The sequence below is a fragment of the Microbacterium tenebrionis genome (assembly GCF_020682665.1).
GTDB classification, from domain to species: domain Bacteria; phylum Actinomycetota; class Actinomycetes; order Actinomycetales; family Microbacteriaceae; genus Microbacterium; species Microbacterium tenebrionis.
Genome location: NZ_JAGTTM010000004.1, coordinates 19,593 through 38,564, shown reverse-complemented (window position 1 = coordinate 38,564; position 18,972 = coordinate 19,593). Strand labels below are relative to the sequence as shown.

Sequence of the window (18,972 nt, the reverse complement as noted above, 5' to 3'; positions counted from 1 at the left end):
GCTCTCAGCCGCGATCGCCAGCCCTGACGCTCGCTGGAACGACCGGCGCTTTGGCTTCGGCGGTGACGTTGTCAGCCAGGTGTTGCTTGAGTCGAGCGGTCATGAGCTTTGGGATGGTGAGCGACCGTTTGCCGGCATCGCTCCTGGTGTCGGTGTAGTCACCAGTGTTGGCGTTCAGCTGACGACGCACATGCAAGGTTGCGCTGCCGTCATCGTGCCTCTCGATGTCGCGTCGTTGGAGTCCCAGGCACTCCCCGCGACGCAGCTGGCACCAGGCGACAAGCGGCAAGCGGCAAGCGACAAGCGGCAAGCGGCAAGCGGCAAGCGGCACCATGATCGCCCACTGCCCGGGAACCGCCCTGTAGAGCGCTTCGACCTGCCTGGGCGCCACGACATCCTCACCTTCGCTGTGGTCAGAATCGTGACGCACCGACTCCTGACGCGGAATGGAGACGCTCGGTGCCGCCGGGATGATCCCGTCACGGGCCGCTTGGCGCGAAATCATCATGAGCACGATCAGCACCGGCCGCGTGATCCCGTTGAATTTCGACTTTGGATTCAATGGCGCAGGGATCCGGTCGAGTCGCTGCGTCATCGCTCGGGTGCGGTTCACGTCGATCTTCCTCACCGGAGTGTCGCCGACAGCCGAACTCCGGAATGAGGTAACCGCTGACCTTGCTTCTGATACGAGCGGACGGTTGCGATTGCCCGAATCTTGCCGCTGCGATTGCGCTCTGTCTTGATCATCTGCACCCATCGCTCCGAGTACTCCTCGAACCCCATCGACCGCGCTTTCTGAGCAGGGGCTTCGGCGCGATTCTGTGCCGCTACGGCCGCTGGCGGGTTCCACTGGCCGAGCGAGATCTTCGCGTGCACGGCGGCAAGCCATGTCCGCGCGTCCGTCTTGGTGAGGAACGTCAGCGCTTCGTCACCCTCGGTCCGAGCCGTGTACGTCTCTCCGTCGGGTCCGGGATAGCGCGCTTGCCAGCGGCCGGAGGGGAGCTTGCGCAGGCTGCCCCATGACTCTCGCTTCGATGCACTCATCGCGCCCTCCCGCGGACTCGGACGAACGAGCGTGGACGGTCGTGCCACTCCGTGCCACTCGACGCCCACGAGACCCAGGATCCGCATATTTCCGCAGATCTGAGGAATTCCGTAGGTCACCTGTGGCACGAAGTGGCACGCCCCCAGCCGCTCGCCAACCCGAAATCTCGGATGCCGGACTCTCTCGCCTCCATGAGGGAGGTGTGCTCGTGCCACCGGCGTGCCCCACCGAACGGATATTTCTGGTCATGTCTGTCCTCCTCTGTCATTTCGAAGAGGGCACGAAAGAGGCCCGAACCCGCGAGATTTCGCGGATCCGGGCCTCTGACCAGCTGTTTCGCTGGCACCTCAGAGAGAAGCTCCTAGAAGTCCCAGTCCTCGTCCTCGGTGGCCTCGGCCTTGCCGATCACGTAGGAGGAGCCCGAGCCAGAGAAGAAGTCGTGGTTCTCGTCGGCGTTCGGCGACAGGGCCGAGAGGATAGCCGGGTTCACGTTCGTCACGGTCGACGGGAACATCGCCTCATATCCGAGGTTCATCAGCGCCTTGTTGGCGTTGTAGTGCAGGAACTTCTTGACGTCCTCGGTGAGACCGACGCCGTCGTAGAGATCCTGCGTGTACTGGACCTCGTTCTCGTAGAGCTCGAAGAGCAGGTTGAAGGTGTAGTCCTTCAGCTCGTCGCGGCGCTCCTGGGTCTCCTTCTCGAGTCCCTTCTGGAACTTGTAGCCGATGTAGTAGCCGTGCACGGCCTCGTCGCGGATGATGAGGCGGATGAGGTCGGCGGTGTTCGTCAGCTTCGCCTTCGACGACCAGTAGATCGGCAGGTAGAAGCCCGAGTAGAAGAGGAACGACTCGAGCAGCGTGGATGCGACCTTGCGCTTGAGCGGGTCGTCGCCCTGGTAGTAGTCCATGATGATCTGCGCCTTCTTCTGAAGGTTCGGATTCTCCGTGGACCACCGGAACGCCTCGTCGATCTCCTTCGTCGACGCGAGGGTCGAGAAGATCGACGAGTAGCTCTTGGCGTGCACCGACTCCATGAACGCGATGTTCGTGTACACCGCCTCTTCATGCGGCGTGATCGCGTCGGGGATCAGCGAGACGGCGCCGACCGTGCCCTGGATCGTGTCGAGCAGCGTCAAGCCGGTGAACACGCGCATCGTGAGCAGCTGCTCCTCGGGGGTGAGCGTGTTCCACGACTGGACGTCGTTCGACAGCGGCACCTTCTCGGGCAGCCAGAAGTTGTTCACCAGACGGTTCCAGACCTCGAGGTCCTTGTCGTCGACGATGCGGTTCCAGTTGATCGCCTGCACGTGCTCGACCAGCTTGAGCGATTCGGGGGTCATCTCTTCTTTTCTCTCTCCGTGACCAGAACTGTATTCACATGCCTCAGAGCATGCAGCTGACGCACTCGCTCATGTCCGTGCCCTCGAGGGCGAGCTGACGCAGGCGGATGTAGTAGATCGTCTTGATGCCCTTGCGCCATGCGTAGATCTGCGCCTTGTTGATGTCGCGCGTGGTGGCGGTGTCCTTGAAGAACAGCGTCAGCGACAGGCCCTGGTCGACGTGCTGCGTGGCCGCGGCGTACGTGTCGATGACCTTCTCGTAGCCGATCTCGTAGGCGTCCTGGTAGTACTCCAGGTTCTCGTTCGTCATGAACGGCGCCGGGTAGTAGACGCGACCGAGCTTGCCCTCCTTGCGGATCTCGATCTTCGACGCGATCGGGTGGATCGACGACGTCGAGTTGTTGATGTACGAGATCGAGCCGGTCGGCGGGACGGCCTGCAGGTTCTGGTTGTAGATGCCGTGCTTCTGGATGCTGTCCTTGAGCTCGGCCCAGTCGGCCTGCGTGGGGATGCTGTGACCGGCGAAGAGCTCCTTGACCTTCTCCGTCGTGGGAACCCATGCCTGGTCGATGTACTTGTCGAAGAACTCGCCCGACGCGTACGTCGAGTCCTCGAAGCCGTCGAAGGCGACGCCGCGCTCGATCGAGAGCTTGTTCGAGGCGCGCAGCGCGTGGTACAGCACCGTGTAGAAGTAGATGTTCGTGAAGTCGAGCCCCTCTTCGGAGCCGTAGTGCACGTGCTCGCGGGCGAGGTAGCCGTGCAGGTTCATCTGCCCGAGGCCGATCGCGTGCGATCGGTCGTTGCCGTCCTCGATCGAGCGCACCGACGAGATGTGGCTCTGGTTGCTGACCGCGGTGAGGCCGCGGATCGCGGTCTCGACGGTCGCGCCGAGGTCTGCCCCGTCCATCGCGAGCGCGATGTTCATCGAGCCGAGATTGCAGGAGATGTCCTTGCCGATCTGGTCGTACGACAGATCGTCGTTGTACGTGGTCGGCGTGTTCACCTGCAGGATCTCGCTGCAGAGGTTCGACATGTTGATCCGACCCTTGATCGGGTTGGCCTTGTTCACCGTGTCCTCGAACATGATGTACGGGTAGCCCGACTCGAACTGGATCTCGGCGATGGTCTGGAAGAACTCGCGCGCGTTGATCTTGGTCTTCTTGATCCGCGGGTCGTCGACCATCTCGCGGTACTTCTCGGTGACCGAGATGTCGCCGAACGGCACGCCGTAGACCTTCTCGACGTCGTACGGCGAGAAGAGGTACATGTCTTCGCCGTTCTTGGCGAGCTCGAACGTGATGTCGGGCACGACGACGCCGAGCGACAGAGTCTTGATGCGGATCTTCTCGTCGGCGTTCTCGCGCTTGGTGTCGAGGAAGCGCATGATATCGGGGTGGTGCGCGTTGAGGTACACCGCACCCGCACCCTGACGGGCTCCGAGCTGGTTGGCGTAGCTGAAGCTGTCTTCGAGAAGCTTCATGACCGGGATGATGCCGCTGGACTGGTTCTCGATCTGCTTGATCGGCGCACCGGACTCGCGGATGTTCGACAGCAGCAGCGCCACGCCGCCGCCGCGCTTGCTCAGCTGCAGCGACGAGTTGATGCCGCGCGAGATCGACTCCATGTTGTCCTCGATGCGCAGCAGGAAGCAGCTGACGAGCTCGCCGCGCTGCGCCTTGCCCGCGTTGAGGAAGGTCGGGGTGGCCGGCTGGAAGCGGCCGGAGATGATCTCCTCGACGAGGTCGATGGCGATCTGCTCGTCGCCGTCAGCGAGGCCGAGCGCGGTCATGACGACGCGGTCCTCGAAGCGCTCGAGGTAGCGCTTGCCGTCGAAGGTCTTCAGCGTGTAGCTCGTGTAGTACTTGAAGGCGCCGAGGAAGGTCTCGAAGCGGAACTTCTTCGAGTAGGCCAGGTCGTTGAGCTTCTGGATGAACTCCATCGAGTACTTCGCGATGAGCTCGCCCTCGTAGTACTCCTTCTCGACGAGGTAGTCGAGGCGCTCCTTGAGGGAGTGGAAGAACACGGTGTTCTGGTTGACGTGCTGCAGGAAGTACTCCCGCGCCGCGCGCTTGTCGGCGTCGAACTGGATCTGCCCGTTCGCGTCGTAGAGGTTGAGCATCGCGTTGAGCGCGTGATAGTCGAGCCCCTCGTACGCGGGGTTGACCTTGAACGCCATCTGCTCGGTCACTGCCTGCTCGTCAACTGCGATGTCCACCATCGATCCAATCCGTCGCTCACGCGATCAACGTCGTCCTGTGTGCCGAATACTTCGAGCCGGTACAAGTGCGGCACATGACACTTGCGGCTGATGATGTCGCCGGCGAGGCAGAACGCATCGCCGAAGTTGGTGTTGCCTGCGGAGATCACTCCGCGCAGGAGTCCCCGGTTGTGCTCGTCGTTGAGGAACCGGATCACCTGCTTGGGCACAGCGCCCTTCTCCTCGCCCCTGCCCTGGCCACCGCCGTACGTGGGGGTGACGAGGACGAAGGGTTCGTCGATGACCAGCGGCTCATCCGCGCGATGAAGCGGGATGCGACGAGCCGGCAGGCCGAGCTTCTCGATGAACCTGGCGGTGTTGCCCGAGGTGCTGGAGAAGTAGACCAGGAGCGGCGCCCGGGTGGCCACCGCAGTCATGATCGGATCCCTTACGCCAGACGGGCTGCGAGCTCGTCGATCTTGTCGGGACGGAAGCCCGACCAGTGACCCTCGTCGGTGACGACGACGGGTGCCTGCATGTAGCCGAGCGCCTTGACCTGCTCGAGCGCTGCGGCGTCCTCGGAGAGGTCGTGGATCTCGTACTCGATGCCCTTCGCGTCGAGCGCGCGGTAGGTCGCATTGCACTGCACGCACGAAGGCTTGGTGTAGACCGTGATCGACATGTTCTTTCCCCTCAGATCCAAGTTTTCCGACAGACCCCCCGTCGGGATCTCAATACTACATATAGGGACGGACGTTAGGAGTGACCACAAGGGATAGTAGTTACATCCGTGTAGTTTTCCACCGTTCTCCACTGGTTACAACACAGGTTGTCCACCGTTTCATCCACAGTCCCGAGGTCGATTCCGAGCCTCGAGAAGCGCGTGATCCCGCGGTTCTCAGGAGCCGTTCAGAAATCCATCCACAGACCGGACGCTACGCCGGGGTTCGGACAATCGAATTCCTGTGGAAAGCGTCGCGCGGCGTGTCGCGGCGTGTCGTGATGCCGACGTGCGTGCGCGGGGCGTTCACCGCCCAGTAGCGTTGTCCCGTGGCGGGATATCGGGACCTTCTTCGCACCCCTGGCGTCGGGCGCATGATCGCTTCTCAGCTGACGGCGCGCTTCCCCAGCGGGATGACCTCCCTTGCCGTGCTCCTGCATGTCGAGCAGCAGACCGGGTCGTACGGCGCTGCCGGACTCGTCCTCGCGGCCACCTCGATCGGTCAGGCCGTCGCGGGCCCGGTGACCAGCCGCTGGATGGGCGTGTGGGGCATGCGACGCGTCATCTCCCTGACGGCCGTGGTGTGCACCCTCGCCGTCCTCGGTCTCGCCCTGCTGCCCCTGAACGTGCCGGGCTACATGGCGCTCGGCATGCTCGCGGGCCTGTCCACCCCGCCGATCCAATCCGCCGTGCGCACGATCTATCCCAAGCTCGTCAACTCCTCGCAGCTGACCCCCCTGTTCTCCCTGGATGCCTCTCTGCAGGAGATCATCTGGATCCTCGCCCCGGTCGTCATCACCCTCGTCTCGACCCAGGTCGGCACCACCGAGGGCCTCCTCCTCGTCGCGATCATCCTCGTGCTCGGCTGCGGCTGGTTCATCGCCGCTCCCGAACTCGGGAGGGTCCGCATCCCGCGCAGCAGGCGAAGCCTCGGCAAGGTGCTGCTCAAGCCGCCGGTGATGCTGGCGACCGTGATCGGCTTCCTCCTCATCGGCGCATGCTCGGCCGTCGAGGTCGGCGTCGTGGCGACCTTCGACCACGGCAGCCTGGAAGCCGGCCTCGTGCTGGCCGTCTTCTCCGTGGGCAGCCTCGTCGGCGGCCTCTCGTTCGGTCACATCCCCATCGGCCCGTGGGCGATGGCCCGTCGCCTCATCCTCGTGACGGCCGGCCTCGCCCTGACCATGGTGATGCTGAACATCTTCTGGCTCGGCGGCGCCCTCTTCATCGCCGGTCTCGGCATCGCTCCGGCCCTGGCCGTGCTCTTCGCCATCACGACGGCGAGCGTGAAGTTCAGCGAGACGGCCGAGGCGTTCGGCTGGGCGGGCACCGGGCAGCTGATCGGCGCCGCGGCCGGCTCCGCGATCGCCGGCTTCCTCGTCGACGGCACCGGCGGAGCGCAGGGCGCCTACCTCGCCGCGGCGCTGTTCGCCATCGTCGGTGTCATCGTGTCCGCCGCGTTCGTCCGGTTCCTGCCGGATCTGCGCCATCGCGATCCCAGCCCGTTCCCCGACACCGAACCGGTGACGACGATCTCACCCGCATGACTGCATCCGCTGACGCCTCCGCCACCCCCGACATCATCTGCATCGGCGAGACGACGGCCCTCGTGACGCCGACGGACGGTCCGCTCGCGGACGCGCATCAGGCGACCATCAGCCTCGCCGGCGCCGAGTCCAACGTCGCCGCAGGATTCCTCGCCGCCACGCTCGATGATCGACCTATGGCGGAGCGCCGCCTGCAGGCCGGCCACGACGCCGCAGCGCGGGTGCTGCGCATCGCCGCGGACATGCTGCCCATCGACTGATCCGGTACTCCTAGGCTGATCCTGTGAGCGTTGTGACCCTGCCCCGGCTGTCATGGGGCGACCCGGCATCTCCGAAGACCGCCCTCCTCGTGCACGGGCTCGGCTCGTCCGGCGCCCTGATGTGGCGGTTGGGAACAGCCCTCGCGGACGCCGGCTGGCACGCCGTCGCCGTCGATCTCCGCGGGCACGGAGACGCTCCGCGTGCGCTGGACTACACAGTCGCCGCCTACGCGCGGGATCTATCAGCCACGCGGCCCGCCCGCGGCGGAGCATGGGATGCCGTCATCGGGCACTCCCTGGGCGGAGCATCCAGCACAGCGGCCGCGGCATCGGACCCGGAGTGGACGAAGCGCCTCGTCCTCATCGACCCGGCCATCCTCGTCGACGGCCGCGATGCGACGATCGTCCGCCGCAGCCAGGAGCGCGCGTTCGCGGACAACCGCATCGAGATCGTGCAGACGGAGCATCCGCACTGGCATCCGCAGGATCACGAGTTGAAGATCGACGCGGTCGCCCGCGGCAGCCGCTGGGCCGTCGAGCAGACCAGCGCGCAGAACCAGCCGTGGGATGTGCGGGCGAATGCCGCCCGCCTGACGGTTCCGACGCACATCATCGGCGCCGACCCTGAGGTCTACAGCCTGTTCACGGGCGAGGTCGCCGCCGAGGTGCTCGCCGCCAACGCGAACATCTCGATGTCCGTGGTGTCCGGCGCCGGGCACTCCCCGCACCGAGACAAGCCGGACGACACCGTCCGCCACCTGCTGGAGGCACTGTCATGAGTTTCGACCCGGCCGTCCACCTTCCCGACGACCTGCTCGAGCGCATCCGCGAGCGCGCGCCGATCCACGACAGGGAGAACACGTTCCCCCAGCAGGATCTCGACGAGCTCCGGGATGCCGGATACCTGAAGATCCTCGTTCCGACCGAACGCGGGGGCGCCGGGCTCGGGCTCGAGCAGGCGGCGATCCTGCAGCAGCGGCTGGCGACGGCATCCCCCGCCACGGCCCTGTGCATCAACATGCACCTCGTCTGGACCGGCGTCGCGAAGGTGTTCAGCGACCGGGGCGTGCCGGGGCTCGAGTTCGTGCAGGACGGCGCCGCCGCCGGCGAGGTGTTCGCCTTCGGGATCAGCGAGGGCGGCAACGACCTCGTGCTGTTCGGCAGCGACACCTCGGCAGTGCCGGCGGAGGACGGCTCGTACGCGTTCACGGGGACGAAGATCTTCACGTCGCTCGCGCCGGTGTGGACGATGCTCGGACTGCACGGGCTCGACACGACTTCGTCAGACGCACCCAAGCTCGTCTTCGCGTTCATCGACCGCACGGATGCCGTCGAGACGAGCGACGACTGGGACACCCTCGGCATGCGCGCGACGCAGAGCCGCACGACCCGGTTGAAGGGCGCCGTCGCCGCACCGGAGCACGTCGTGCGGCGCATCGACCCCGGCCCCTCCCCCGACCCGATCGTTTTCGGGATCTTCAGCGTGTTCGAGCTGCTGCTCGCCTCGGTCTACACCGGCATCGCCCGCCGCGCCATCGACCTCGCGGTTCAGACCGTGCAGAAGCGCACATCGAAGAAGACCGGCCTCACGTACAGCCAGGATCCCGACATCCGCTGGCGCATCGCCGACATGAGCCTGGCGTACGACGCCCTGCCGCCGCAGATCGCAGCCCTCGCACGCGATGTCGATTCACTCGGCGACCACGGAGCGCGGTGGTTCACGCTGCTGTCGGGGACGAAGCACCGCGCGGTCGTGATGGCCAAGCATGTCGTGGATCAGGCGATCCTCACGGCGGGCGGCGGATCGTACTTCTCCTCGAACGAGCTCTCGCGGCTGTACCGCGACGTGCTGGCGGGCATGTTCCATCCGTCGGACCCGGAGTCGGCGCACTCCACCGCGGCGAGCGCGCTGCTCGGGCCGATCGACGGCCCCTGACGCTTCGACAGGTGGTCCCTGAGCCTGTCGAAGGGCTCAGCGGTCGAGTGACTACTTGCGGTCGAAGTCGAACGCCTTCAGCAGTTCGTCCACGGCCCGATCGCGCTCGTGGCCGCCCTGCTCGAACATGTGCGTGACATGCGTGCGAAGGTGGTTCTCCAGCAGCAGGCGGTTCAGTGACTCCAGGGACTTCTGGATGGCGCGGGACTGCGTGATGATGTCCATGCAGTACTCCTCGCCCTCGATCATGCGGGCGACGCCGCGCAGCTGACCCTCCAGGATGCTGGTGCGGTGCAGCGCGCGCTTCTTGATGTCTTCGATCACGAGACGAGGCTACCCCGCACCGAACCCTCGAACACACGCAGGGGGACCGTACGGATGCAGGGTGACACGCCACCGGATGCCCCGACATTCGTTCAACGGCCCTGCGGGTGTACCGCGGTGACGACGTCTTCAGCGCACCCCGCGTGCGAGGATGACAGCATGCCGCGCACTCCGATGGCTCTGCTCTCTCCCGCCGACCAGGAGCGCCTGCGCGCCCTGCGCCTGATGAAGGGCATCGCGCTGGGCGCGCTGATCTTCATGGCGATCGTCTTCGTGATCGCGTTCTGGCTGCAGGAGCGGCATCCGTGGCTGGGGTACGTCCGCGCCGCGGCCGAGGGCGGCATGGTCGGGGCGCTCGCGGACTGGTTCGCCGTCACAGCCCTGTTCCGCCGCCCGCTCGGGCTGCCGATCCCGCACACCGCGATCATCCCGAACCGCAAGGACGAGATCGGGCGCACGCTCGGCGAATTCGTCGAGACGAACTTCCTGGCCGCCGACGTCGTGCGCACGAAACTCGCTTCTACGGCGATCGCCCGCCGTGCCGGCGAGTGGCTGAAGCAGCCCGCCCACGCCGAACGGGTGGCCGCAGAGGGGTCTGCGATCGCCACGGGTGTTCTGAACGCACTGAGCGACGACGACGTCCGCGATCTCATCACCGACCTCGCTCGCGAGCACCTCGTGCAGCCGGAGTGGGGGCCGCCGGCAGGCAACTGGCTCGAGAAGATCGTCGAATCCGACGCCCACCGCGGCGCGATCGATCTCGCCGCCGACAGCATCAGCACGTGGCTCATCGCCAACGAGGATGCGTTCCACGGGCTCGTCTCCCGACGTCTGCCGGGTTGGGTGCCGAAACTCGCGCACCGGTTCGTCGACGACACCGTCTATCACGAGGCCGTGAAGTTCGTCGACGCCGTTCGGGCCGACCCGCGGCATCCGGCCCGCATCGCGATCGACGGCTACCTCGCCCGCCTCGCTGACAACCTGCAGAACGATCCCGTCACACGCCGCAAGCTCGAGAACGCCAAGGCGTCGCTGTTCGACAGCCCCCGCGTCGGGGCCCTGGCCGCCGAGGCCTGGAACACCGCGAAGAACGGACTGATCCGATCGCTCGGCGACCCCGAGAGCACCCTGCGGGTGCGGGCGGTGCAGGCGATCGAAGAGGTCGGCGAGCGGCTGGTGACCGATGCCGCGCTGCAGCGCCGAGTGGACACCTGGGTATCCGAGGCCGCCGTCTTCCTCGTCGACCGCTACCGGCACGACATCGCGTCGATCATCACCGACACGGTCGAGCGGTGGGACCCGGCCGAGACCACCGAGAAGATCGAGCTCATGGTCGGCCGCGATCTGCAGTACATCCGCCTGAACGGCACCGTCGTCGGCGCCCTGGCGGGACTGGCGATCTTCTCGATCGCGCACGCGCTGATCCCCGGCGTCTGAGTCATCCGCGCGCGGCGAGGCCCGCCAGCATCTCGAGCACGCAGAGCGCCGCGAGTCGCACGGTGCGCGCGTCGTCGGTGTCGGCGGTGGCGTCTACTTCGGCGAGATCGGCGCTCACGATGCTCGGATCGGTGACGAGACCGCGCACGAGCGACCGCATCTCCCAGGCCGCGAATCCCCCTGGCACGCTCGCCGGGCAGCCGGGAGCCACGGATCGGTCGGCCGCGTCGACGTCGACGTCGAGGTGGATGCGAGGTGCGTCGCCGCCGCCCGCGATCTCGAGCGCCTCGGCGCAGACGTCCGGGATGCCGCGGCGACGCACCTCGTCGATCGTGATGACCCGGATGCCCCAGTCTGCGGCACGTTGCGCGTAGGACGCGGAGTTCGCGAAGTCGCCGATGCCGATCTGGACGATCCGGCGCGGGTCGATGCGTTCCGACGCGGGCGCGTCCTCCACGAGCCTGCGCACCGGCGAGCCGTTGGACACCCCATCACGCAGGTCGAAATGGGCGTCGATCGTGATGAGGCCGGTCGCCGCCGCGCCGCGAGCCACCGGATAGGTGAGCGAGTTATCGCCCCCGAGGGCGATGACGAGGTCGCTCGCACCCGCGATCTCGGCCATGCGCGCGACCGCCCGGGCGATGCCGTCCTCGTCGTCGGGCTCGGCGATGTCACCGGCATCCGCGATGCGCAGAGCGTCGTTCAGATCGAGCGCCAGCGGCCCCATCAGGGCGGCGCTGTACCGCGGGAGAGCCGCGCGGATCGCGGCGGGCGTCGCGTGCGCGCCGGTCGGCGAGAGCGATGTGCGCCACGTCGGAACCCCCAGAAGTACGGCATCCGCCCGCTCCGCCGCATCGAACGCGGGCCATCCGCCCGCCCGCGGCCACTTGTCATCGACCGGCAGCGTCATGATGCACCTCCTCGCTCGGCGGATCCTGCGACGAGCACGCCGTCCTTCCAGACCGTGCTCACCAGCGGTACACCGGGCCGGTACGACAGGTGCACGTGGCTCGGCGCGTCCAGCAGCACGAGGTCGGCGCGGGCGCCGGGAGCGATCACGCCGATGTCGTCGCGACGCAGTGCAGCCGCTCCCCCGGCGGTGGCCGCCCACAGCGCCTCGGCGGGCGTCATGCCCATGTCGCGCACGGCGACGGCGATGCAGAACGGCATGGACGAGGTGAAGCTCGACCCGGGGTTCGTGTCGCACGCGAGCGCGACGGTCACGCCGGCATCGATGAGTCGTCGGGCGTCGGGGTACGGCTGTCGTGTGGAGAACTCGACGCCGGGCAGCAGGGTGAGCACGGTGTCGGATGCCGCGAGCGCGGCCACGTCGCCATCGGTGAGATAGGTGCCGTGATCGACGGATGCCGCGCCGAGCTCGATCGCCATCCGCACGCCGTCGCCGGGGCCGAGCTGGCTCGCGTGCACGCGCGGTGCAAGGCCATGGGCGGTGCCGGCTTCGAGCACGCGGCGCGACTGCTCGACGGTGAACGCGCCCGTCTCGCAGAACACGTCTATCCATTTCGCATGCGGAGCGCAGGCATCCAGCATCGGCCCGGTGACGAGATCGACGTAGCCGTCCGGGTCGTCGGCGTACTCGGCGGGCACGACATGCGCCCCGAGGAATGTGACCTCGTCGGTCGCCTCTGCGGCCAGGCGCACCAGGCGCTCCTCGGTCTCGACATCCAGGCCGTACCCGCTCTTGATCTCCACGGTCGTCGTGCCCTGCGCATGCATCTCGGCGATGAATCCGCGCAGTCGCGCGCGCAGCTCGTCGTCGGACGCGACCCTGGTGGCGGCGACGGTCGAACGGATGCCGCCCGCGGCATACTTCTCCCCGGCCATCCGCGCCTCGAACTCCGCGGCACGGTCGCCGCCGAACACGATGTGACTGTGGCTGTCAACGAAGCCCGGGATCATCGCGCGTCCCGCGGCGTCGACGATCTCGTCGGCAACCGGCGCGTCTGCGGCAGCGCCCACCCATGCGATCCGTTCGTCCTCGACGAGGACAGCGGCGTCACGGATGATCCCGGCACCGCCGTCGATCTGCATCGTGCAGGTGCTCAGCTCGCCGATGTTCGTGATCAGGGTGCGCATGGTCTCATCTTCACAGCATCGGCACGTTCAGGCCGCGCTCGCGCGCGACCTCGCGGGCGCGTTCGTATCCGGCATCCACGTGGCGCATGACGCCGGTGCCCGGGTCGTTCGTGAGCACGCGCTCGAGCTTCTCGGCCGCGAGCGCGGTGCCGTCGGCGACGGTGACCTGGCCGGCGTGGATGCTGCGCCCGATCCCGACCCCGCCGCCGTGGTGCAGCGACACCCAGGACGCTCCGGATGCCGTGTTCAGCAGCGCGTTCAGCAGCGGCCAGTCGGCGATCGCGTCGGAGCCGTCGGCCATCGCCTCGGTCTCGCGGTACGGGGACGCGACGGATCCGGCATCCAGGTGATCGCGGCCGATCACGACCGGCGCCTTCAGCTCCCCGGAGGCGACCATCTCGTTGAACTTGAGCCCGGCGAGGTGGCGCTCCTTGTAGCCGAGCCAGCAGATGCGCGCGGGCAGTCCCTCGAAGTGCACCTTCTCCCCGGCCTGGTCGAGCCAGCGGTGCAGGGCGGCATCCTCGGGGAACAGCTCCTTCACGGCGCGGTCCGTGGCGGCGATGTCGGCGGGGTCCCCGGAGAGCGCGACCCACCGGAACGGGCCTTTGCCCTCGGCGAACAGCGGACGGATGTACGCCGGCACGAACCCGGGGAACGCGAACGCCCGCTCGAATCCGCCGAGCTCGGCTTCGCGGCGGATCGAGTTGCCGTAGTCGAAGACAGCCGCACCGGCATCCTGGAACCCGACCATCGCGGCGACGTGCTCGGCCATCGAGGCGCGCGAGCGGCGCGTGAACTCCTGCGGATCGCGCTCGGCCTCCGCCTTCCAGTCCGCGACCGAGACGCCCTGCGGCAGGTAGGCCAGCGGGTCGTGCGCGCTGGTCTGATCCGTGACGATGTCGATCGGGATGCCGCGGCGCAGCAGCTCGGGGAAGACGTCGGCGGCGTTGCCGACGACCCCCACCGACAGGGCCTCGCCGGCATCCCTCGCGGTGACGGCGCGGGCGACCGCTGCATCGAGATCGGCGGTGTACTCGTCGAGGTAGCCGTGCTCGACACGGCGGGCGAGCCGTGTCTCGTCGACGTCGACGATGAGCACGGCTCCCCCGTTCATGGTCACCGCGAGGGGCTGGGCACCGCCCATGCCGCCGGCGCCGCCGGTGAGCGTGAGCGTGCCGGTCAGCGAGTCCCGGCCGAGCGAACGAGCGACGGCCGCGAAGGTCTCGTAGGTGCCCTGCAGGATGCCCTGCGTGCCGATGTAGATCCACGAGCCGGCGGTCATCTGCCCGTACATCGTCAGGCCGAGCGACTCGAGGCGGCGGAACTCCGGCCACGTGGCCCAGTCGCCGACGAGGTTGGAGTTCGCGATGAGCACCCGGGGCGCCCACTCGTGCGTGCGGAAGACGCCGACCGGCTTGCCGGACTGCACGAGCAGCGTCTCATCGGGTTCGAGCTCGTCGAGGGTGCGGACGATCGCGTCGTACGCCTCCCAGCTGCGTGCGGCGCGGCCGGTGCCGCCGTAGACGACGAGGTCCCCGGGGTGCTCGGCGACCTCGGGATCGAGGTTGTTCATGAGCATGCGCTTGGCGGCCTCGGCGCCCCAGCTCTTCGCTGTGCGCTCGGCGCCGCGTGCGGCGTGGATCGTGCGGGTCATGCGGTTGCCTCCTGTGCGGTGCGGGCGACGGCGCCCGAACGGACGAGTTCGGTGACGGCTTCCATCTCGGGCGAGAGGAACCGGTCAGGACCGGGGCCGGCGGCCACGGTGCGCACGAGGTCGCGGACGGCGCCCGTCGCGGGCCCTGCCTCGAGCGGCGCTCGCAGGTCGAGCGCGCGGGCTCCGGTGATGATCTCGATCGCGAGCACCCGGGCAAGCCCGTCGATCGCGCGGCGCAGCTTGCGCGCTGCGGCCCAGCCCATGGACACGTGGTCCTCCTGCATAGCGGACGACGGGATCGAGTCGACGGATGCCGGAACGGCGAGCCGCTTGAGCTCGGAGACGATGCCCGCAGCGGCGTACTGGGCGATCATGAGGCCGGAGTCCACGCCGACCTCGTGCGCGAGGAACGGCGGCAGCCCGTGGCTGCGAGCGGGATCGAGTGCGCGGTCGGTGCGCCGCTCCGACACCGAGGCGACATCGGCGACCGAGATGGCGAGGAAGTCGAGGACGGCCGCGACCGGCGCCCCATGGAAGTTGCCGTTGGACTCGATCCGGCCGTCGACCGTGACGACGGGGTTGTCGATGACGCTGGCGAGCTCGCGCGAGGCGATCATCGCTGCATGCGACATGGTGTCGCGTGCAGCGCCGTGCACCTGCGGCGAGCAGCGCAGCGAGTAAGCGTCCTGCACGCGGCCGTCCTCGGGTCCCCGATGACTGGCGACCATCGGGGAATCGGTGAGGAAGGCCCGCAGGTTTGCCGCGGAGACCGCCTGCCCGTCCTGCGGACGCAGTGCCATGAGGTCGGCCGCGAACACCGCATCCGTGCCGAGCTGACTCTCGACCGACATGGCGGCGGCGAGATCGGCCGTGGTGACGAGCATCTCGAGGTCGTGCAGCGCGAGCAGCAGCATCCCGAGCATTCCGTCGGTGCCGTTGATGAGCGCGAGCCCCTCCTTCTCCTCGAGGACGAGCGGCTCGATACCGGCGGCGGCGAGCGCGTCGGATGCCGGGACGGTCCCTGAGCCTGTCGAAGGGTCATCGCCCACGCGGACATCCCCCTCGCCCATGGCGGCGAGCGCGATGTGAGCGAGCGGTGCGAGGTCGCCGGAGCATCCGAGCGACCCGTACTCACGGACGATCGGCGTGATGCCGGCGTTGAGCATGGCCGCGTACGTCTCTGCGACAACGGGGCGCGCACCCGTGCGTCCGGACGCGAGGGTCTGCAGACGCAGCAGCTGCAGGGCGCGGACGACCTCGGTCTCGACCTCGGCGCCCGTCCCTGCAGCGTGCGAGCGGATGAGGCTCGCCTGCAGCTGACGACGGCGCTCGGGAGCGATGAACGTCGTCGCGAGCGCGCCGAACCCGGTCGAGACGCCGTAGTGCGGGTGGGGATCCGCGGCGAGCGCGTCGATGACGCCACGGGTCTCGGCGATGCGGTCCAGGGCGCTGCTGTCGAGCTCGACGGGGGCGCCGTCTCGGGCGACGGCGACGACCTGTGCGGGGGTGAGGACGTCGGCACCGATGCGGATGTGGTGGGGCATGAGTCGATTCCATACCCGTGTGCTGGCGCGGAACAGGAGGTCGTGGCATCCTGTGTCTGTGATCCCAGACAATGCGTCCCGCTCGCCGCAGGTCCCCGCTGCGGACCAGACGCTGCGGATCCTGCGACACCTCGCAACGCGACCGGCCCCGGTCGCGGCATCCGCGATCGCCCGAGAGCTCGCCCTTCCGCGCTCGACCGTGCACCACCTGCTCAACACCCTCGCCGACCACGGATTCGTGCTGCACCTGCGCGAGGAGCGCCGCTGGGCTCTGGGAACGGCGGCGTCCGAGCTCGCCGGAGGCTTCGCCAGGCAGCAGCCGCTCGCGCGCCTGGGCCGTCCGCTCGTGGCGGCGCTGGCCGACCGGCTCGGCGAGAGCACGCACCTCGGGGTGCTGAGCGGCTCGGACGTCGTCTACATCGTCGAGGAGCGCGCACCGCGGCGCCCTGCTCTTGTGACGGACGTCGGCGTGCGCCTCCCTGCGCACCTGACGGCGACCGGGCGCGCGATGCTCGCAGCCCTCCCGCGCGAGCAGGTGCGGGCGCTGTATCCGAACGTCTCCGCGTTCTCGACGCGGACGGGACTCGGGCCCGGTCGAGTCGGTGAGCTGCGCGAGCTGCTGCGCAGCATCCGCGCCGCCGGATACGCGTCAGAGGACGGCGAGATCACCGACGGCACACGCTCCGTCGGGGCCGCCGTGCTCGACACCGCGGGGTGGCCGATGGCCGCCGTCGCCGTGACCTGGTCGAGCGACACGGGCCCGAGCGAGGCGGATGCCGCCTCGGCCGTCCGCGAGACGGCGACTGAGCTGCAGCGACGCCTGCGCTGAGGAGCTGTGCACCGGGCACTAGGCTCGCAAAGTGCTCGAGACTCTCACCGGATTCGCCGTCGTGGGACTCGCGATCGCCGTCGGGTATCTCCTCGGGCGCATCGATCTGCTCGGTCCGCACGCGCGTCATGTCCTCGGCCGGCTGACGTTCTTCGTCCTCTCCCCGTTCCTGCTGTTCACCGTGCTCGCCCAGGCGGATGCACGCGTGCTCTTCTCCTCGCTCCTCCCGGTCTCGGCGATCGCCGCGGCGCTGATCATCGGCATCTACGCGCTCGTGGCGAAGCTCGTCTGGAAGCGTTCGGTCGGTGAGACCGTGATCGGGGCGCTGTCCGCCGGACAGGTGAACTCCAACAACATCGGCATCCCGCTGTCGCTGTATCTGCTGGGCAGCGCCGCGTACCCGGCGCCGGTCATCCTCATGCAGCTGCTCGTTTTCACGCCGATCTCGCTGACGATCCTCGACACCGTCACCAGCGGACGCACCTCGGTGTGGCGCACGTTCGTCCGCACGGCGACGAACCCGATCATCGTCGGCTCGGCGCTCGGCACGCTCGTCTCGGTGCTCGACATCGAACTCCCGCCGATCGTCATGGAACCGGCGACGCTGATCGCGAACGCGTGCGTGCCGGTTCTGCTGATCAGCTACGGCATCTCGCTGTTCGGCCAGCGGGTGCTCGGCTCGTCGGGCCACCGTCGCGATGTGCTCCTGGCGAGCGGGCTGAAGCTGCTCGTGATGCCTGTTCTCGCCTGGGTCGTGGCGCAGTTCGTCTTCGGTCTGTCCGCGCACGAGGTTCTCATCGCCGTCGTGCTGGCGGCGCTGCCCACCGCACAGAACGTGTTCAACTACTCGCAGCGCTACGACATCGGCGAGTCGATCTCGAGGGACACGGTCTTCATCACCACGATCGGATGCATCCCCGTACTGCTCGCGGCGACTCTGCTGCTCGGCTGAATCCGGCATGTCGCCGGCCTCTGGCAGAGTGAGGGCATGAGCGGCCTGCGAATCCTTCATCTCAGCGACACGCACTTCTCGGGCGACGGCGGCCGGCACTACGGCGTCGTCGACACGGCGGAGCACCTGCGCCGTGCACTCGCCCACGTCGGCCACCTGCTGTTCGACCTCGTCGTGGTCTCCGGCGATGTCAGCGAAGACGGCACGGAGGAGTCGTACCGGCGCGTGCGCGCGCAGCTCGAGCCGTGGGCGCAGGCGCGCGGAGCCCGCCTGGTGTTCGCGATGGGAAACCATGACGGACGTGAAGGGTTCCGCGCCGTGCTGGGCGGCGGGCAGCCGGATGCCGATGAGCGGGTGCCCTCGGGCGATGCATCCGATCGCCCCGTGGTCTCGGTGGCGGCGTACGACGGCTGGCGTGTGGCCGTGCTCGACAGCTCGATCCCCGGTTTCGGGTACGGCGACCTCGAGCCCGTGCAGAAGCAGTTCCTGCGTGAGACGCTCGCCGAACCCGCCGAGCACGGCACGATCGTCGTCGTGCACCACCCGCCCGTCGCAGCGCAGACCGACCTGCTGCAGGCGCTCGCACTCGACGACGCGGACGGCCGCGACCTCATCGAGATCGTCCGCGACACGGACGTGCGCGTCATCCTGTCGGGCCACTATCACCTCCCGGTCACCGAGGTCGTCTCGGGTGTTCCGGTGACGGTGGCACCGGGCGTGACCAACGTCTCGTGCGCGTTCGGAGACCCGGCCGAGGAGTCGGCGATCAACGGCTTCGGCGGGTCGGTCGTCACGGTCGACGGCGACCGCGTGCGCGTGGTGCCGTTCGTCGAGCGACTGACCCCCGATGAGATGGTCTTCCACTTCGATGCGAATGCCGTCGCCGACATCATCCGGGATGCTGGTCGCCCGACGGATCCTGCGCAGTCTCTCGCTCCTTGAGCGGTATGCAGAATGAGAAAGCCCCCGGAAGACCCGGGGGCTTTCTCATTGGTCGATCGGTGGACCTAAGGGGATTCGAACCCCTGACCTCCTCGATGCGAACGAGGCGCGCTACCAACTGCGCCATAGGCCCATGAACCTCAGTTAGATT

General features: G+C 67.9%; 19 protein-coding genes and 1 tRNA gene. 8 read left to right on the top strand and 12 right to left on the bottom strand.

Annotated features, from left to right (window positions below):
- Nucleotides 1-4: 4 nt before the first annotated feature.
- The 6 genes from KEC56_RS11045 to nrdH all read right to left on the bottom strand — a co-directional run bounded on the left by KEC56_RS11045 (nt 5) and on the right by nrdH (nt 5,263).
- The gene (locus KEC56_RS11045; RefSeq protein WP_227530991.1) at nt 5-613 is read right to left on the bottom strand and encodes a site-specific integrase; all 609 of its coding nucleotides are present in this window, start codon (nt 611-613) and stop codon (nt 5-7) included.
- 11 nt (nt 614-624) lie between these two features.
- Nucleotides 625-1,044 (bottom strand): hypothetical protein, encoded by a 420-nt coding sequence (locus tag KEC56_RS11040; RefSeq protein WP_227530990.1) that lies wholly within the window; start codon nt 1,042-1,044, stop codon nt 625-627.
- Nucleotides 1,045-1,406: 362 nt separating this feature from the next.
- Nucleotides 1,407-2,384 carry a class 1b ribonucleoside-diphosphate reductase subunit beta gene (nrdF, locus tag KEC56_RS11035; protein ID WP_175985477.1) on the bottom strand — a complete coding sequence of 326 codons (978 nt, stop codon included), beginning with the start codon at nt 2,382-2,384 and terminating at the stop codon, nt 1,407-1,409.
- A gap of 43 nt (nt 2,385-2,427) precedes the next feature.
- Nucleotides 2,428-4,560: a class 1b ribonucleoside-diphosphate reductase subunit alpha gene (gene nrdE / locus KEC56_RS11030; protein ID WP_227531092.1), complete on the bottom strand. Its 2,133-nt coding sequence runs from the start codon at nt 4,558-4,560 to the stop codon at nt 2,428-2,430.
- Between the two features lie 8 nt (nt 4,561-4,568).
- Nucleotides 4,569-5,018: a class Ib ribonucleoside-diphosphate reductase assembly flavoprotein NrdI gene (gene nrdI / locus KEC56_RS11025; RefSeq protein WP_227530989.1), complete on the bottom strand. Its 450-nt coding sequence runs from the start codon at nt 5,016-5,018 to the stop codon at nt 4,569-4,571.
- An 11-nt stretch (nt 5,019-5,029) separates the two neighbouring features.
- A complete protein-coding gene (nrdH, locus tag KEC56_RS11020; RefSeq protein ID WP_120228032.1) occupies nt 5,030-5,263 on the bottom strand; it encodes a glutaredoxin-like protein NrdH in 234 nt (77 codons plus the stop codon).
- A 368-nt stretch (nt 5,264-5,631) separates the two neighbouring features.
- On the opposite strand from nrdH, the gene KEC56_RS11015 reads away from it, so the two are divergent.
- Genes KEC56_RS11015 through KEC56_RS11000 form a run of 4 tightly spaced genes read left to right on the top strand, consistent with a single transcriptional unit; the run spans nt 5,632 to nt 9,042 of the window.
- Nucleotides 5,632-6,846, top strand: coding sequence for an MFS transporter (locus tag KEC56_RS11015; RefSeq protein ID WP_227530988.1), 1,215 nt, complete (start codon nt 5,632-5,634; stop codon nt 6,844-6,846).
- Entirely contained in the window at nt 6,843-7,106 is a 264-nt protein-coding gene (locus tag KEC56_RS11010) for a hypothetical protein (protein ID WP_227530987.1), read from the top strand. Before KEC56_RS11015 ends, KEC56_RS11010 begins: the two co-directional genes overlap by 4 nt.
- Before the next feature lie 23 nt (nt 7,107-7,129).
- Complete coding sequence (locus tag KEC56_RS11005) at nt 7,130-7,885, top strand: alpha/beta fold hydrolase (protein ID WP_175985473.1); 756 nt, start codon at nt 7,130-7,132, stop codon at nt 7,883-7,885.
- Nucleotides 7,882-9,042 (top strand): acyl-CoA dehydrogenase family protein, encoded by a 1,161-nt coding sequence (locus KEC56_RS11000; protein WP_227530986.1) that lies wholly within the window; start codon nt 7,882-7,884, stop codon nt 9,040-9,042. The genes KEC56_RS11005 and KEC56_RS11000 overlap by 4 nt, the downstream gene beginning before the upstream one ends.
- A gap of 51 nt (nt 9,043-9,093) precedes the next feature.
- Here the strand turns inward: KEC56_RS11000 and KEC56_RS10995 are convergent, their stop codons facing one another.
- Nucleotides 9,094-9,366, bottom strand: coding sequence for a metal-sensitive transcriptional regulator (locus KEC56_RS10995; protein ID WP_175985471.1), 273 nt, complete (start codon nt 9,364-9,366; stop codon nt 9,094-9,096).
- Between the two features lie 159 nt (nt 9,367-9,525).
- Between KEC56_RS10995 and KEC56_RS10990 the strand changes: the two genes are divergently transcribed.
- On the top strand, nt 9,526-10,803 hold the full coding sequence (locus tag KEC56_RS10990; RefSeq protein WP_227530985.1) for a DUF445 domain-containing protein: 1,278 nt from the start codon (nt 9,526-9,528) through the stop codon (nt 10,801-10,803).
- Nucleotide 10,804: 1 nt separating this feature from the next.
- Here the strand turns inward: KEC56_RS10990 and KEC56_RS10985 are convergent, their stop codons facing one another.
- Genes KEC56_RS10985 through hutH form a run of 4 tightly spaced genes read right to left on the bottom strand, consistent with a single transcriptional unit; the run spans nt 10,805 to nt 16,098 of the window.
- On the bottom strand, nt 10,805-11,713 hold the full coding sequence (locus tag KEC56_RS10985) for an arginase family protein (protein ID WP_227530984.1): 909 nt from the start codon (nt 11,711-11,713) through the stop codon (nt 10,805-10,807).
- On the bottom strand, nt 11,710-12,900 hold the full coding sequence (gene hutI / locus KEC56_RS10980; RefSeq protein ID WP_227530983.1) for an imidazolonepropionase: 1,191 nt from the start codon (nt 12,898-12,900) through the stop codon (nt 11,710-11,712). The genes KEC56_RS10985 and hutI overlap by 4 nt, the downstream gene beginning before the upstream one ends.
- Before the next feature lie 10 nt (nt 12,901-12,910).
- A complete protein-coding gene (hutU, locus tag KEC56_RS10975) occupies nt 12,911-14,554 on the bottom strand; it encodes a urocanate hydratase (RefSeq protein WP_227530982.1) in 1,644 nt (547 codons plus the stop codon).
- Nucleotides 14,551-16,098, bottom strand: coding sequence for a histidine ammonia-lyase (gene hutH, locus KEC56_RS10970; protein WP_227530981.1), 1,548 nt, complete (start codon nt 16,096-16,098; stop codon nt 14,551-14,553). Before hutH ends, hutU begins: the two co-directional genes overlap by 4 nt.
- A gap of 52 nt (nt 16,099-16,150) precedes the next feature.
- Here hutH and KEC56_RS10965 point away from each other — a divergent pair, with 52 nt between their 5' ends.
- The 3 genes from KEC56_RS10965 to KEC56_RS10955 are packed head-to-tail and all read left to right on the top strand — an operon-like array spanning nt 16,151 to nt 18,821.
- On the top strand, nt 16,151-16,927 hold the full coding sequence (locus tag KEC56_RS10965; protein ID WP_372456273.1) for an IclR family transcriptional regulator: 777 nt from the start codon (nt 16,151-16,153) through the stop codon (nt 16,925-16,927).
- Between the two features lie 31 nt (nt 16,928-16,958).
- Nucleotides 16,959-17,879, top strand: a complete 921-nt coding sequence (locus KEC56_RS14050; RefSeq protein WP_227530979.1) for an AEC family transporter — start codon at nt 16,959-16,961, stop codon at nt 17,877-17,879.
- A gap of 36 nt (nt 17,880-17,915) precedes the next feature.
- Nucleotides 17,916-18,821: a metallophosphoesterase gene (locus tag KEC56_RS10955; protein WP_227530978.1), complete on the top strand. Its 906-nt coding sequence runs from the start codon at nt 17,916-17,918 to the stop codon at nt 18,819-18,821.
- 60 nt (nt 18,822-18,881) lie between these two features.
- Here the strand turns inward: KEC56_RS10955 and KEC56_RS10950 are convergent.
- Nucleotides 18,882-18,954 (bottom strand) — tRNA-Ala (locus KEC56_RS10950).
- Nucleotides 18,955-18,972 lie beyond the last annotated feature (18 nt).

Coding starts and splice junctions, on each gene's coding strand:
- KEC56_RS11010 (WP_227530987.1), top strand. CDS start 6,843: ATGACTGCATCCGCTGACGCCTCCGCCACCCCCGACATCATCTGCATC.
- nrdF (WP_175985477.1), bottom strand. CDS start 2,384: ATGACCCCCGAATCGCTCAAGCTGGTCGAGCACGTGCAGGCGATCAAC.
- hutH (WP_227530981.1), bottom strand. CDS start 16,098: ATGCCCCACCACATCCGCATCGGTGCCGACGTCCTCACCCCCGCACAG.
- KEC56_RS11000 (WP_227530986.1), top strand. CDS start 7,882: ATGAGTTTCGACCCGGCCGTCCACCTTCCCGACGACCTGCTCGAGCGC.
- KEC56_RS10990 (WP_227530985.1), top strand. CDS start 9,526: ATGCCGCGCACTCCGATGGCTCTGCTCTCTCCCGCCGACCAGGAGCGC.
- hutU (WP_227530982.1), bottom strand. CDS start 14,554: ATGACCCGCACGATCCACGCCGCACGCGGCGCCGAGCGCACAGCGAAG.
- nrdH (WP_120228032.1), bottom strand. CDS start 5,263: ATGTCGATCACGGTCTACACCAAGCCTTCGTGCGTGCAGTGCAATGCG.
- KEC56_RS10985 (WP_227530984.1), bottom strand. CDS start 11,713: ATGACGCTGCCGGTCGATGACAAGTGGCCGCGGGCGGGCGGATGGCCC.
- hutI (WP_227530983.1), bottom strand. CDS start 12,900: ATGCGCACCCTGATCACGAACATCGGCGAGCTGAGCACCTGCACGATG.
- KEC56_RS11040 (WP_227530990.1), bottom strand. CDS start 1,044: ATGAGTGCATCGAAGCGAGAGTCATGGGGCAGCCTGCGCAAGCTCCCC.
- nrdE (WP_227531092.1), bottom strand. CDS start 4,560: ATGGCGTTCAAGGTCAACCCCGCGTACGAGGGGCTCGACTATCACGCG.
- nrdI (WP_227530989.1), bottom strand. CDS start 5,018: ATGACTGCGGTGGCCACCCGGGCGCCGCTCCTGGTCTACTTCTCCAGC.
- KEC56_RS10955 (WP_227530978.1), top strand. CDS start 17,916: ATGAGCGGCCTGCGAATCCTTCATCTCAGCGACACGCACTTCTCGGGC.